This is a genomic window from Hydrogenophaga sp. ZJX-1 (assembly GCF_048590325.1).
GTDB lineage: Bacteria > Pseudomonadota > Gammaproteobacteria > Burkholderiales > Burkholderiaceae_C > Hydrogenophaga.
Genome location: NZ_JBMBRA010000008.1, coordinates 58,167 through 70,948 on the forward strand (window position 1 = coordinate 58,167; position 12,782 = coordinate 70,948).

9 protein-coding genes are annotated in these 12,782 nt (G+C 65.6%); 5 read left to right on the forward strand and 4 right to left on the reverse strand.

The features are described 5' to 3' along the window. The first annotated feature begins 191 nt into the window (after window positions 1-191). From ACN5W5_RS20280 to ACN5W5_RS20300, 5 genes are read left to right on the forward strand one after another with little or no spacing between them, the layout of a single operon-like run. Entirely contained in the window at window positions 192-1,352 is a 1,161-nt protein-coding gene (locus ACN5W5_RS20280) for an EscU/YscU/HrcU family type III secretion system export apparatus switch protein (RefSeq protein WP_420050260.1), read from the forward strand. Then, on the forward strand, window positions 1,349-3,430 hold the full coding sequence (gene flhA / locus ACN5W5_RS20285; RefSeq protein WP_420050261.1) for a flagellar biosynthesis protein FlhA: 2,082 nt from the start codon (window positions 1,349-1,351) through the stop codon (window positions 3,428-3,430). Before ACN5W5_RS20280 ends, flhA begins: the two co-directional genes overlap by 4 nt. After that, entirely contained in the window at window positions 3,427-4,959 is a 1,533-nt protein-coding gene (flhF, locus tag ACN5W5_RS20290) for a flagellar biosynthesis protein FlhF (protein ID WP_420050262.1), read from the forward strand. The genes flhA and flhF overlap by 4 nt, the downstream gene beginning before the upstream one ends. After that, the gene (locus ACN5W5_RS20295) at window positions 4,952-5,761 is read left to right on the forward strand and encodes a hypothetical protein (protein WP_420050263.1); all 810 of its coding nucleotides are present in this window, start codon (window positions 4,952-4,954) and stop codon (window positions 5,759-5,761) included. The genes flhF and ACN5W5_RS20295 overlap by 8 nt, the downstream gene beginning before the upstream one ends. Window positions 5,762-5,766: 5 nt before the next feature. Beyond that, a complete protein-coding gene (locus ACN5W5_RS20300) occupies window positions 5,767-6,483 on the forward strand; it encodes an RNA polymerase sigma factor FliA (RefSeq protein WP_226465198.1) in 717 nt (238 codons plus the stop codon). A gap of 255 nt (window positions 6,484-6,738) precedes the next feature. Here the strand turns inward: ACN5W5_RS20300 and ACN5W5_RS20305 are convergent, their stop codons facing one another. From ACN5W5_RS20305 to ACN5W5_RS20320, 4 genes are all read right to left on the reverse strand, one after another. Then, complete coding sequence (locus ACN5W5_RS20305) at window positions 6,739-7,443, reverse strand: TylF/MycF/NovP-related O-methyltransferase (RefSeq protein WP_420050264.1); 705 nt, start codon at window positions 7,441-7,443, stop codon at window positions 6,739-6,741. Window positions 7,444-7,539: 96 nt separating this feature from the next. After that, window positions 7,540-8,892, reverse strand: coding sequence for a hypothetical protein (locus ACN5W5_RS20310; RefSeq protein WP_420050265.1), 1,353 nt, complete (start codon window positions 8,890-8,892; stop codon window positions 7,540-7,542). A gap of 24 nt (window positions 8,893-8,916) precedes the next feature. After that, a complete protein-coding gene (locus ACN5W5_RS20315) occupies window positions 8,917-10,218 on the reverse strand; it encodes a cytidylyltransferase domain-containing protein (RefSeq protein ID WP_420050266.1) in 1,302 nt (433 codons plus the stop codon). Beyond that, window positions 10,215-12,680, reverse strand: a complete 2,466-nt coding sequence (locus tag ACN5W5_RS20320; RefSeq protein WP_420050267.1) for an HAD family hydrolase — start codon at window positions 12,678-12,680, stop codon at window positions 10,215-10,217. Before ACN5W5_RS20320 ends, ACN5W5_RS20315 begins: the two co-directional genes overlap by 4 nt. Window positions 12,681-12,782: the final 102 nt, after the last annotated feature.

Consider the following 12,782-nt stretch of genomic DNA (forward strand, 5'->3'; position numbering starts at 1 on the left):
AAGCCAGTTCCGCGGTGGCCTGGGCTCGGGCATTTCTCTCCGGTGAGGTGCCTGTTCATTTGAAGATATTCCGGGGCCGCTGTTTTCTGGCCGCCGCTCCCGGAAAAGCGGGACCCAAGAGGGCTTTATCGCCCTTTAGTTTTTCCCCCTGACTTCCACAATCTGACCCATCAACCCGATGTGTCAGCACCATGGACTCTTCCAGTCAGGACAAGAACCTACCCGCCACCGCGCAGCGCCTGAAGAAGGCCCGCGACGATGGCCAGGTGGCGCGTTCCAAGGACTTGTCGAATCTGTCGGTGCTCGGTGGCGGCGCGGTGTTGCTGATGGTGCTGCTGCCCATGGGCTTTGAACAGTTGCGGACCAACCTGCAGCAGCAGTTGCACTTTGACCACCTGGCGCTGCAGCAGCCGCAGATGGTGGTCGAGCGGCTGACGGGGGTCTTCGGCCAGGGGCTCATGCTCTACCTGCCGATGGGTCTGCTGATGATCGCGCTGGCCATCGGTGTGGCGTTTGCCTCGGGCAGCTGGGCACTGAGCACCAAGCCCATGACGCCCGACCTGAGCCGCCTCAGCCCGCTGGCCGGTATTGGACGCCTGTTCTCGCGCCAGCAGCTGGTCGAGACCGTCAAGCTCACCGCCATCACGGCCGTGCTGGGTGTGGTCGCCTGGCAGTTCGTTGCATCGCATGTACAGCCCTTTGGCACCCTGCTGCTGCGTCCGCTCGAAGGCGCGCTCGGGCAGCTCGGCGCCTGGATGAGCACGGGCGTGGGCTTTCTGCTGCTGGTGGTCACCGCGGTGGCCCTGGTGGACGTGCCGCTCCAGAAATTCCTGCACGGTCACCGCCTGCGCATGTCGCTCGAAGAGGTCAAGCGCGAGCACAAGGAAAGCGAAGGTGACCCGCACATGAAAGGCAAGCGCCGGCAGCGCCAGCGCCAACTGGCCCAGCGCAACAGCATCGGCGCGGTGCCCCGGGCCGACCTGGTGGTCATGAACCCGACCCACTACGCCGTGGCCATCCAGTACGACGACGCCTCCATGGGCGCGCCGCGCGTCATCGCCAAGGGCGCCGACCTGCTGGCGCTGAAGATCCGCGACGTCGCCAAGGCGCACAAGATCCCGGTGCTGCAGGCGCCCATGCTGGCGCGCGCTCTCTACGCCCACGCCGAGATCGACGACGAGATTCCCTCGGCCCTGTACACCGCGGTGGCGCAGGTGCTGGCCTATGTCTACCAGCTCAAGGCCGCCATGGCCGGGCGCGGTGCCATGCCCGGCGACATGCCCACGCCGCAGGTGCCGCCCGAGCTCGATCCCCACTTCAAGAAAAAGCCTGCCCCGGAGGTTGCTGAATGAACGCCCAACTGAAGTTCCTCCAGCAGTGGTCTGCCCGTCACGCGGCCTGGCTCAACGGCCTGGCCGCGCCCATGCTGGTGATCACCGTGCTGTCGATGATGGTGCTGCCGCTGCCACCCTGGCTGCTGGACACCTTCTTCACGCTCAACATCGCGCTCGCGCTGGTGGTGATGATGGTCTCGGCCTACATGCGCCGCCCGCTCGACTTCTCGGTCTTCCCCACCGTGCTGCTGCTCACCACGCTGCTGCGCCTGTCGCTCAACGTGGCGTCCACCCGCGTCGTGCTGCTCGAAGGCCACACCGGTCCGGGCGCGGCCGGTGCGGTGATCGAGGCCTTCGGCCACTTCCTGATCGGTGGCAACTTCGCGGTCGGTTTCATCGTCTTCGCGATCCTGGTGGTGATCAACTTCGTGGTGATCACCAAGGGCTCGGAGCGCATCGCCGAGGTCTCGGCGCGCTTCACCCTGGATGCCATGCCCGGCAAGCAGATGGCGATCGACGCCGACCTGGGCGCGGGCCTGATCGACGAGAAGGAAGCCAAGCGCCGCCGCCTCGAAGTGGGCGACGAAGCCGAGTTCTTCGGCTCCATGGACGGTGCTTCCAAATTCGTGCGCGGCGACGCCATCGCCGGCATCATCATCCTGTTCATCAACATCATCGGCGGCCTGATCATCGGCATGGTGCAGCACGGCCTGGGCGCCGGTGAAGCGGCCGACAGCTACATCCTGCTGGCCGTCGGTGACGCGCTGGTGGCGCAGATCCCCTCGCTGCTGATCTCGGTGGCTGCGGCCATGGTGGTCTCGCGCGTGGGCAAGGACGAAGACCTGGGTGGCCAGATCGTCGGCCAGATGTTCGTCTCCAGCAAGGTCATGGGCATCACCGCCGCCGTGCTGTTCATGCTCGGCATCGTGCCCGGCATGCCGCACGCGGTGTTCCTGAGCTTCGCGGCCATCGTGGGTGTCATCGCCTGGTTCCGGTTCAAGGAAGAAAGCAAGCCCGCACCGGTGGCGGACGAGGCCCCCGCCGCCAACGACGGCGAAGCCACCTGGGACGACCTGCAGCCGGTCGACCTGCTGGGCCTGGAACTGGGCTACCGCCTGATCGCCATGGTCGACAAGACCCGCCAGGGCGACCTGCTCACGCGCATCAAGGGGGTGCGCAAGAAATTCGCCCAGGAGGTGGGTTTCCTGCCGCCGGCCGTGCACGTGCGCGACAACCTCGAGCTGCGCCCCAGCGCCTACCGCATCACGCTGCGTGGCGTGGTGGTGGGCGAGGGCGAGGTGTTCCCCGGCATGTTCCTGGCCATCGACCCGGGTGGCATCGGCACCCCGCTCATCGGCACCCCGACCACCGACCCCGCCTTCGGCCTGCCGGCGCACTGGATCGAGGACAAGCAACGTGAGAACGCGCAAATGGCGGGTTTTACCGTGGTTGATTCCGAGACCGTGCTGGCCACGCATCTTTCACACTTGATGCAAGTCCAGGCCGCGAGATTGCTCAGCCGGACGGAGACCCAGGACCTGGTCGAACACGTGACCCGCCTGGCCCCGAAACTGATCGAAGAAGTCGTGCCCAAGATGATCTCCATCGCCACCTTCCAGAAAGTGCTGCAGCTGCTGCTGGAAGAGTCGGTGCACGTGCGCGACATCCGCACCATCATCGAGGCCATCGCCGAACACGCCACCGTCACCACCGACCCGGTCGAGCTGGCCCGCCGTGTGCGCATGGCACTGGCCCCGGCCATCGTGCAGCAGATCTACGGCCCGGTGAAAGAACTCGAAGTGATCGCCATCGAACCCGGTCTGGAGCGCTTGCTGATGCAGGCCCTTTCCGGTGCCGCCGGTGGCGCGCTGGACCCCGGCGTGGCCGAGATGCTCAGCAAGTCCGCCACCGACATCGCCAACAAGCAGGAAGAAAAGGGCGTGCCCGCCTGCCTGCTGGTGCCCGACGCGATCCGCAACGCCATGGCGCGCCTCCTGCGGCGCGCGGCACCCCGTCTCCAGGTGCTCGCCCACAGCGAGATCCCTGAAACCCACCTCATCCGTATCGGCCCGATTCTTGGGGAGCTTGCAGCATGAACATCCAGCGATTCACCGCGTCGACCTCGCGCGAAGCCATGGCCAAGGCGCGCAACGCCTTTGGCGACAGCGCCGTGATCCTCTCGTCCCGTTCCACCGGGGACGGCTTCGAGGTCATGGCCGCGGCCGAAGAAAGCCTGGCGCCGATGGCCCCTCAAGCCCCGCAGACCGGTCGTGGCGAGCGCCTGCCGCCCATCGTGACCCGGCCTTCGGCCGGCCGCGCGGCGCAGCCCCTGCCACCGGGTTCCGACTCGGTGGAAGAGGACACCGAAGCGCTGTCCATGAGCACGCTGTCGTTCCAGGAATACGTGCGCGAGCGCATGCTGCGCAAACGCCGCGCCGCCCTCTCGGGCGAGCCGGTGGCGCCGCAAGCCCAGCAACCCGCCGTGGCCTCCGAGCCGCGCCGCATGGCCGCCGAACCGCGCACGGCCTCTCAGATCCAGGTGCCGGTGCAGCGCTTCAACGGCAGCGCCGCGGCCACGCCCCGCGCCGAGGCATCGCCCCTTCCCATCCGCACCCGCGCGGTGGTCCAGCCCAGCTGGGAAGACTCGCTGCCGCCGCAGCGCCAGGCCGAACACGGCGGCCCGAGCGTGGCTGTGGAACTCTCGGCGCTCAAGGACATGATCGAGGAGCGCTTCAACACCCTGGCCTGGCTCGGTTCGTCCAAGCAGAACCCGATCCAGTCGCAGCTGATGCTCAAGCTCATCCGCGCCGGCTATTCGCCCGCCATGTCGCGCGCCGTGCTCGAACGCGTGCCCGCCGACAGCGCCGCGCCCGACGCCATGCGCTGGCTGATGGACGTGCTCAGCCGCAACCTGAAGACCGCCGCCCCTGGCGCCGGCCTGTGCGACGAAGGCGGCGTGATCTCCCTGATCGGTGCCACCGGTGTCGGCAAGACCACCACCGCCGCCAAGCTCGCCGCCCAGTGCGTCAAACAATACGGCGCCGGCAGCGTGGGCATGATCACGCTCGACACCTACCGCGTCTCGGGCTACGAACAGCTGCGCGCCTACGGCCGCATGCTCGGTGTCGTGGCCCACCTCGCACACGACCGTGCGGCGCTGGTGGACCTGCTCAACCTGCTGGCCAACAAGCGCATGGTGATCATCGACACCGCGGGCCTGGGCCAGCGCGACCAGCGCATCCAGGACATGCTCGACGTGCTCGACGTGCCCAAGGTCAAGAAGACCCTGGTGCTCAACGCCGGCTCGCACGGCGACACGCTCGACGACGTGCTCACCGCCTTCAAGTCCAGCACGCTGCACGGCGTGGTGCTCTCCAAGGTGGACGAAGCCGTCAAGCTCGGCCCGGCCATCGATGCCCTGATCCGCCACCAGGTGGTCTTGCGCGGCGTGGCCAACGGCCAGCGCGTGCCCGAGGACTGGCAGAACCCCGACGCCGCGTCGATGGTGCGCATGTCCATGGGCACCGAAGGCAAGTCCGCCTACGACCCGGTCTCCACCGACATGGGCTTCTATTACTCGCAGGCCTCGTCCCGCGGCCTCGACCTGGGAGCGTCCCATGTTTGAATTTGGCTGGGACCAGGCCGCCGGCCTGCGCTCCGAAACACCCCCCAACGGCCCGGCCATGATGCCGGTCGCCAGCACGGCGCAGCCGGCACGGGCCTACGAGCTGCTCTGCACGCTCGCCACCCACCTCGGTGCCCTCGGACACCAGGCCGTCATCGTCGATGGCACGGCCAGCGAATCGACACCGCGCCGCGGCAACGATGGCGGCCACCTCGGCTTGCTGCACGTGCTGCAGGACCCTTCCATCGCCGGTCTGGGCCGCGCACCCGAAGGGGCGGAATGGCTGGTCATGCCCGGTGCGCAAGGCCTGCAGACCCTGCAGCAGACCGCCCGTGCGGCGGGTGCCCCGGTGGCGCTGGCGCGCCTGCTGGTGCCTTTTTCCCCGGGTACCCTGGTGCTGCTGTACGCACCCGCCATGCACCTGGCTTCGCTGCTCAAAGGGTCGCAGGCGCGCGCGCTGGTGCCCGTGCTGCCGCTGGCGCAGGCCAGCATCGACGCCTACGGCTCGCTCAAGCTGCTGCACGGTGCCGGGCTGTCGCCGGTGCTCGCGCCGCTGGACCACGATCTGGAGCCCGCGCAGGCCCCGCTGCAGCAGGTGGTGCAGGCAGTGACCGATTGCGCCCGGCGCCACCTCGGCTATGCGGTCGACACCTGGCCACTGGAGAACTGGGCCACGCGCGTGCAAGCGAGCGCCCAGGTCATGCCCGTCACCGAACACCTGCACACCCACGAAGGGCAGCGCGGTCAGCGCCACACTGCCCCGGGCGCCCGCCAGCTGGCCGCCCACACACCCTGGAGTTGACGACGATGTACACCGCCAAAGGCACCCTCAACCGGGACGACCAGTTGCGCAAATACAGCCCGCTGGTGCGCCGGCTGGCACACCACATGATCGCCAAGCTGCCGCCCAGCGTGGAGATCGACGACCTGATCCAGGTCGGCATGATCGGCCTGACCGAAGCCATCGCCCGCTTCGAGCCCGCGCAGGGCGTGCAGTTCGAGACCTTTGCCAGCCAGCGCATCCGCGGCGCCATGATCGACGAACTGCGCGAGGGCGACTGGATGTCGCGCGGCTCGCGCAAGAGCCAGAAGGACATCGAAGGCGCGGTGCACCGCCTGCAGCAGAAGCTGCACCGCGCACCGCTGGAATCCGAGATCGCCAAAGAGCTGGGCATGACCCTGGTGGATTACCAGTCGCTGCTGGCCAAGGTTCGGGGCACGCAGCTGGTGTACCTGGAAGACATCAGTGGCCACGGTGACGACGAAGACAGCTTCCTCGACCGCCACATGGGCGAAACCGATGCCGAGCCCTCGGCCGTGCTGCAGGACCACCGCATGCGCGTGGCCCTGGTGGCCGCGATCAAGGTGCTGCCCGACCGCGAACAGCAGATCATGAGCATGTACTACGAGCACGACATGAACCTGAAGGAAATCGCGGCCGTGCTCGGCGTGACCGAATCGCGCATCTGCCAGCTGCACAGCCAGTCCATCGCGCGCCTGCGGGCCAAGTTGCGGGAGCACTAGGGTCTGTCAACTGTGGGCGCCGACGCCCATTTGAGCCACCATGCCGGCTGAATGTTGAGCCAGGGGGTGGAGGCCGGCTCGAGAGGGGCGGCCGTGGACAGGGGCAGGTGCTGTCCGGCACGCTCTTCTACAACCCCTTTCTCAGGCGCTGGCCGCGTTGCAGAAGTCCGGGTCAAGGTGCGTCGGCCTTCGATGCCTGTCTGAGTCCGTCGAGGAAGGTCGTGAGTTGCCTGGGCTGTTCGCTGCGCCGGTACTTCAGTCGGTGTCCACCGGTTTGCGAATGAACGAGGGAACACAGTAATGGCTGTATTTCTCAAGCTTCAGGCGGTGATTCTTCAAGAAATCATCGACGGCATCTGTGGCGCCGGCCACCGCGTTGTAGTCGTCCAGGACAATCAGGCCACCCGGCACGACGCGTTCATAGAGAAGTTCCAGAGCGAAGGAAGTGGGCTCTTTGACGTCCATGTCCAGATGCAGAAAGGCGATTCGCGTCGCCGGATACCTTTCCAGGAATTCCGGGACGGTATCAAAGACGTTGCCCTCGTTCAGAATGAAATTCTGGAAGTTCTTTTCCTTGAAGATGTGTTCCACTTCCTGGCGTGAGAGTCCTTCGCCGCCCGCTTTTTCAAAGTCTTCAATGAAATCCAGATCCACTTTCTGGGTGATGTGGTTGACAGGAAATTTCCCGAAGGCATCGAACCCGACAATTTTCCTGGAGTGGTCGTTCTCGAGCAGGTTCCTGAATGTGGCGAGTCGAACCAATGAGGCGGCTTTGTATACGCCCAGCTCGAAGATGTCGCCCGGCAGGTCGATGATGCTTTTGTACAGCTCGTAGTGGGCCAGCATCTTGTTCATTCGCGCGGGATGGCTGAACCAATAGAACGCGTTTTCGTAGTCCCACACCTGGCTCTTGGACAGGCCTCTGATGGCTGGGGACTCTTGCCGGGTGTGCGTATCCATGGCTGTTTTGGTGTGTGAAGGTGGTTTCGGGGGCGGTTGGCGAGTGCGGGTGTCTGCGGTCACCAGGCGGCTGCGCCAAAGGCGGGATCACGGGTTTTATGGTGCCCAGGCCAGAAGAAATTCGTTGATGGCCTCATCGAGGTCGGCACGCAGGGGCCGCTCAAAGTTCCTGAGCAGAGCGGCGAGACGGTGTGCGCTGGCGCTGACCTGGGTGGGCGCGATATCCAGAAGAAAGTGTTTCAGATAGAACGCCATGCGCTGTTCGATGGTCGCTTGCCGAGACGGCCAGTCGGCACCGTCCACCAGCTGGTTCATGAACGTGCGGATGTCCGCGCAGTCTCCGTGGTAGTACGGGCCACCGTCCACATGCAAGAAGCTCCTGGCCAGCAGTCCGAAGCTCTTTTTGTAGGCCACCGCGTAGGCTTGCACCGTGCTCAGGGTGAAGATGAAGTGGTCGGCGGCATCGAGCAATGTGTGCACGTTTTCGCGCAACGAGATGACACCGGGCTCGCCATGGATGCGCAGCTCGTGGGCTTGGCCCCGGTTGAAGGGGTGTTCCTGAACGAGCAGGTAGTGGCCACCTTCCGTGCAATAGCGCTTGATCTCCTCAAAGATGTGGAGGTAGTTGCTGCGGCTCAGGCCGTGGAGCTCGGCCAGGGTGCCGTCGCCCGCAAACAGGAAGGGCTCGCTGTGCGTGAACAGCGCAAACACCTTGGCATCCGCTGCGATGCCCAGGCGCTGGCGCAGTTCCGCGCCACTTTGCACTGGCGCTGCGGCGTATCGACCGTTCTTGTCGCTCATCAGCCGCTGCCTCATGTGGTCCAGTTCGCCAGGACTCGGCGCGTAGCTGTTGATCAGGCTTTGGGCCACCAGGCTGCGTCCCACTTCGGAGAGGTGGTGGTTGTCCGCCACGTCGAACATCAGTGTGTGGGGCATCCAGCCGCGTTCGGCCGACCAGGTGGGCAGGCTGTGGCGGCGTGCCACCTCCAGCATCAGTTGGCTCAACGGATGGGTCGATTGCCAGGCGATCACCGCGACCGGACCCAGGGCCGTGATGAGTTGATGGAGGAATGCCGAGGCAATCTGGATGCTGGCGCGGGCCAGCGTCTGGTCGCAGCCGTACCAATCCTGCACCTTGCGCTCGAACAACGGGCACGGAAGCGGTGCCGACGACAGATCGATGCTGGACGGGTACTGGGCCGGGAAATCGGTCAGGAGGTAGGGGACCGGCAGGCTGTTGAGCGCTGGGGCCATGGGTGTGGTGCTGGCGATGACCAGGGAGTGCCCTTGCGCTTGGAGCGCGCTTGACGCGCTGTGCCAGAACGCATGGATGCCCGGCTCCACGTCTTCCGGCACGAAATTCAGTGCCAGCACGATGCCGCGGGCCGGCACGGCCGGTGGCGCTTCCGCCGCGGGCAGCAGGTGGCAGGATTCGATCGGTGCGTTCATGGTGAAGAAGGCGCGCGCGGCGCTTCAGAAGAAGCCGTAGTCGCTGACCAGGGAGTCGACGCCCACGCCCAGGGAAATGTCGACCAGGATCTTTTTTTCGTTCGAAATGCGGCGGTACACCTCGTCCAGAACCTGTTTCTCGATCTGGCTGGGGATGACCACCACGCCCTCGGCGTCGCCAAACACCAGGTCGCCCGGGCTGATGCTCACGCCATAGAGCTGGATCTTCTTGTTCATGTGGGCCACGGTGGCGCGCTTGCGGACGTCCTGGCAGGAGTAGCCCGCCGCGAACACCGGCAGGCCGATGCGTTGCACCTCCACGGAGTCGCGCGTCTTGCCGCCCACCACCACCGCCGATGCGCCCGAGCGGATCGCCAGGTTGGCGTTCAGCTCGCCGAAGTAGGCGTAGTCCGCCGCCTCGTTTTCCACCACGATGATGTCGTTGGGCACGATCTCCTTGTAGGAATGCAGTGCGCTGTAGATGCCCCGGAAATCCTCTCCCTCTTCGAGCAGGCGCAGCTTCAGCGTCTTGGCCCGACCGAGGAACTTGGCGCTGGCGATGTTGGGCGCCAGTCCCCGGACGATCTGGTTGGTGTAGCCCAGATCGTCCAGCAGGTCGGACAGCAGGCAGCTGTTGAGGTGGTTCTTGATGTTGGCGAGCAGGTGGCGGTCTTTCTCGCGCATGCCCGCGGCAATCAGATTCGCCATCTCGAAGTCTTCGGGCCAGTTCACATCAAAGGCTTCCAGCGGCGACGCCTCGATCATGGCCGGGTGGTCACCGACGCGCCGCCCGGTCTTGAGCGCGGCTTCGCGCGTGATGACATACAGGCCCATGGTCTCGGCGATCACGTCGGGCAGGTCCACGCTGTTGGGGATGTGCTCGATATCGTAGGCCGGGCGGCCGTTGGCCCAGAGGTAGTGCTTGTCCTTGCGGACCAGCACCGCCGAGTCGTGGGCGCCGCCGGGCGTGGCAACAATGTCCACCGCACGGCGCAAGGTCTCCACCTCGATGAACGGGCTGGTGCCCAGGATCTGCACATAGACGTCGGCTTCGACATGGGCCACCTCGTTCATGAACAGGCGGTTGCCGTCGGTCTGGTTGGAGGCGAGCGCCGGGTCGCGGCGCATGAACTTGCAATGCACCTCGCTGGCCATGTCGATGATCTCCTCGGACTCGGTGTCGAGGTACACCTCGTCGATGAAGTCGCAGGCCGCCAGCTTCTCCAGCGTGTGCAGGAACAGGGGTTTGCCATCGAGCAGCTTGGTGTTCTTGTTGTTGATCCGGGCGCTGGCGCCCTTGGCGGGCAGGAATGCAACGACCTTCATACGGACTCCTCAATGGGACGTGGGGTGGATGTCTGGGCAGGGGCAGTTGCTCCGCGGGTGCCTTGCGATGGCTCGATGTTTGAACCGTCGCGTACCAGCACCGGGCGGAACACCACGCGGATCATGAATTTGCCGTGTTCCTCCGAGCCGCAGGCCGGGAAATACATCATGCCGCCGGTGCTGAACTTGACCAGCGTGCCTTCGACCTGTTCCAGGCCGTCGAGAAACACCGCCTCGCCCAGCGCCAGGTCTTCGCCCGGTTCCTTGTCGTCCAGTGGCACCTTCTGGATGCTGTCGAGCTGCAGCCACTCGTGGGTCTGCCCCAGCAGCAGGCTCTGGTCGAAGGCGGCGCTCATGGGCAGGTGCAGTCGGTAGTAGCCGTCGAAGGTGGCGGTGGCCAGCGTCTGGACGAGGGCGTGCTGGTCGCGGTTCGCGATCAGCGTCGGAATGCTGGTGCTCCGGAAGCTGGCTTCGGACGGTGCGAGGCTGTAGCCGAACCGCTGCGCCGACAGCAGCGTGGTGGCCAGCGAGATGTCCATTTGCCGCATCTCCATGGGGTAGCTGATGCGCATCGCCTTGAGTTCCTGGGTCATGAGGGCGAAGCCCTCCCTGCGGTACTCGTGGACACCGGCCTGCAGGTTGGCCGTGGGCAGCAGCAGGTCGGTCCCCAGGTTGAAGTCGAACTCGAACGCGGAGAGGCATTCGATCTCTGGCGCACTGGGGAAGTAGAGCAGTCGGCCGAGGTCGGCCGCCGCCTGCTGCGCCAGTTCGAGTGGCGTCTGGCGCGGTTGGTGGCGCTCGGGTGTGTGCGCCATGTCGGCCACGAAACGCAGGCAGGCGGCCTGGATGTCGGCCACCACCTCCGACTGCGGACGCGCGGTATTGGACTGGCTTCGGATGGGTTCACCCTGTTCGGTGTAGTCCACCGTGCTGGCCTCGGGTGTGGTGCACATCATCTCGAACAGGCCGATGTACGCCGTCATGGCCAGGATCAGGCGTTCGTCGGCCCAGCTGGCATCGATCAGGCCCTTGCGGTCGGTCTGCAGGCCCTTGACGCGGCTCGCGATGAGGTAGAGGCCAAAGAGATCGACATCCATGGCCTGCTTGAACACCGGGGCCAGCCGGGTTTGTGCCGTGCCGCTGTAGCCGAGGTCCACCAGGACCAGGGTCTCCCCCGGTGCCAGACCGGTGCGCTGCCTGACATGGGTGAACATGCGCTCGCGAAAGGCGGCCGACTGTTGGAACACCAGTTTCAAGGTGTCGTCGCGCAACACCAGGCGGGTGAAGGTGTGGGTCGGCTGGTCCGATCGGTTGGCCTGGTCCAGCAGCGCCTGGGCCTTGGCGGACGGCAGCAGCAGCTGTCTGGCCATGGCCGGCATGGAGCTCTCCGACAGGCTGCCCGCCAACAGCTGGACCACGTCGGCCTTGGTCTGGAGCGAGGATGCGATGGCCGTGAATCGCGAGAGGTTGATCTGGTGCAAACCCTCGGCGCCCATCAGGACCTCGCACACCTTCGCGGGCAGGTAGCCGTCGCGCAGCAGAAAGGCGATCCTGACGCGCTTGCCGGCCGCCTGGAGCGCCTGGAGTTGCTGCTGGATGAAGCGGCCAAAGCTGTAGAGAATGGGGCCCAGCGAGCGGTAGCCGATTTGCTGCGCCGCGCTCAGCGTCTCGGTATCGGTCGCGGCGAGCAGGCCGTGAAAGTAGCTGGGCAGGGCGTGCGTGTGGCGCAGCTCGGGCATGAGCTGAACGGCGGCGCTGGCGCGCTGCTCCAGTTGGCTGGTGACGGACGCCGGATGTTGTCGCAGCCAGGCCGAGGCGATGCCATGCGGCGCCGGGCCTTGCAGGTCGGCGTGGCGGTTGTCCCCCAGATGAAACACCTGTTGCGGCTGGATTTTTTCCCGCCGCAGCACCTCTTTCCAGATGCCCGAGGTCTTGGAAGCACCGAAATCGCATGAGCAATAGATGTGCGAAATGGCGTCGGCGGTCTCTCCCATCAGGGCGCCGAGCATGTGGCCGAGCTGCTGGCCGGTGAAGTAGATGTCGCTCACCACGATCACGCGCAAGCCCTTGGCGCGCGCGCTGCGGATCAGTCGCGCGATCGGTTCGAAGATGAAGGCGTGCGCGATCTCGCAGGCGATTTCGACCTCGCCGGCCTCGACGATGCCTTGGGCGTCTGCGTGCGGCAGCAGTTCCCGGTGGATGTCTTCCAGGGTGACTTCGCTGTTGCCGGTGAGCAGCTGCTTGCGGCGGCGCAGTTCCGATTCGCCTTTGGCCCGCAAGGCGGCGGTGATGCCGGCCGAACGGAAAGGCTCCAGCGACTGCAGGCTGAAAAACACATCGGTCGGTCGGGCCACCTTGCGCCACAGGATGGTGTCAAAACAGTCGAGCGAAAGGACCTTGGTCTGGGGCGCAAGCTGCTCCAGCAAGGTGTCCAGTTCGTGAGCGCCAATTTCTTGATTCATGGGGGAGACTTCCTGCCGGGCATGGAGCCGTGAGCGCAGGGCTGGCCGAGGTCCTGCCTTGCGGGGTGAAAGTCAATGTAGCAGCGCGCTTTCGGGCTGAAG